At 72.5% G+C, this 1,308-nt stretch carries 1 protein-coding gene; it reads left to right on the top strand.

Going from position 1 to position 1,308, the window contains the following annotated elements:
* Positions 1-282: 282 nt before the first annotated feature.
* Positions 283-1,308, top strand: a 1,026-nt coding sequence (locus tag D183_RS0118485; RefSeq protein ID WP_026144632.1) for an ABC transporter permease, incomplete at its 3' end; no start/stop codon positions are given.

Raw genomic sequence — 1,308 nt, 5'->3', positions numbered from 1 at the left:
CTCCCTGCCGATCGGCGCGGTGGCGCTGTGGCTGCTCGGCCAGCTGGCGGTGTTCGCGCCGGCGCGCCGCGCCGCCGACGTGCCGCCGGCCGTGGCCACCCGCAGCACCTGATCCATCCCCTTGGCCGGCTCCGGCCGGCCTTTTTTCATCGAGCGCGCCATGCCCCGCAACCATCGCCCACTGCCGTCCTCCGGTCTCCTGCGCCACGCGCCTGCGTGGCCGCAGCCGTGCCCGATCGGCCTGGCGGCGCCGGTGCGGCGCGGCCGTTGAACGTCGCCGCCATGGCACTGGGTCCGATGCTCTCGACGCTGTCCCGGCACCGCACCGCGGCGACGCTGATCGTGCTGGAGATCGCGCTGGCCTGCGCGATCGTCTGCAACGCGCTGTTCCTGATCGGCAACCGCATCGCGACCCTGCGCAGCGCCAGCGGCGTCGCCGAAGCGGAACTGGTGACGATCGCCCTCGGCGGCATCGGCCGGCAGGTCGACGCGGCGGCACGCACCCGCGAAGACCTGACTGCGTTGCGCGCGCTGCCCGGCGTGCGCAACGCCACCGTCGTCAACCAGATGCCGTTCGGGGACGCCGCCTGGAACGTCGGCCTGAATCTGACCCCCGACCAGGAATGGCCCACGCTCAATGCCGCGCAGTACAAGGCCGAGGACGCCACGCTGCGCACGCTGGGCCTGCGCCTGATCGCCGGGCGCGATTTCCGCGCCGACGAATACCTGGACCTGGACGCCCTGCGCAACGACGAGCGCCTGCGCAACGCCGGCGGCGCGGTCATCCTCAACCGGGCGGCGGCGGAGAAGATGTTCCCCGGACAGAACGCGCTGGGCAGGACCGTCTACCGCGGCACCGTGCCGGCGCAGGTGGTCGGCATCGTCGACGCCCTGGCCCGCCCCAACCCGGACCTGGTCGGCCCGGCGCAGGCGCCCTACGCATTGCTGATTCCGCTGCGCATGCCCTACACCGACGGGCTGTACGTGCTGCGCGTGGGCGACCCGGCGCAACGCCAGGCCGTGCTCGCCGCGGCGACCGCGGCGCTGATGCAGGTGGACAGCAGCCGGCTGGTGCTCGATCAGCAGACCTACAGCGAGATCCGCGACGCCTACTTCCAGGGCGACCGCACCATGGTGTGGCTGCTCGGCGCGGTGTGCGTGTTGCTGCTGGTGGTCACCGCGCTGGGCATCGTCGGCCTGGCCAGCTTTTGGGTGCAGCAGCGCACCAAGCAGATCGGCATCCGCCGCGCGCTCGGCGCCACCCGCGGGCAGATCCTGCGCTACTTCCAGACCGAGAACTTCCTGCTG

Source organism: Xanthomonas sp. SHU 199, from assembly GCF_000364665.1.
Taxonomy (GTDB): Bacteria; Pseudomonadota; Gammaproteobacteria; order Xanthomonadales; family Xanthomonadaceae; genus Xanthomonas_A; species Xanthomonas_A sontii.
The sequence above is the reverse complement of the archived record's forward strand: the minus strand, read 5'-3'. Positions and strand labels throughout refer to the sequence as shown.